Genomic DNA, 311 nt, shown 5'->3' with positions numbered 1-311 from the left:
CCATGGTAAGTTAACAGTAAAACTCTTCCCTGAAATTGCACCCAAAACTGTAGCAAATTTCGTAGCTCTTTCTAAAGATGGCTATTATGACGGAATTATCTTCCATCGTATTATCAAAGACTTTATGATTCAAGGTGGCGATCCAACCGGAACAGGTATGGGTGGTGAATCTATTTATGGTACTGCGTTTGAAGATGAATTTTCAATGGAAGCTTTTAATCTCAGAGGAGCCTTGTCAATGGCCAATGCAGGACCAAATACAAATGGAAGCCAATTCTTTATCGTTCAAAACCAAAACTTCCCATACAATG

The 311-nt window shown here is 38.6% G+C and carries 1 protein-coding gene; it reads left to right on the top strand.

Going from position 1 to position 311, the window contains the following annotated elements; all coding sequences use genetic code 11:
* Positions 1-311: peptidylprolyl isomerase (locus C1G53_RS12480; protein WP_192873143.1), on the top strand; the 311-nt coding region annotated here is incomplete at both ends.

This window comes from Streptococcus suis (assembly GCF_002960445.1).
Taxonomy (GTDB): Bacteria; Bacillota; Bacilli; order Lactobacillales; family Streptococcaceae; genus Streptococcus; species Streptococcus hyiners.
The sequence above is the reverse complement of the archived record's forward strand: the minus strand, read 5'-3'. Positions and strand labels throughout refer to the sequence as shown.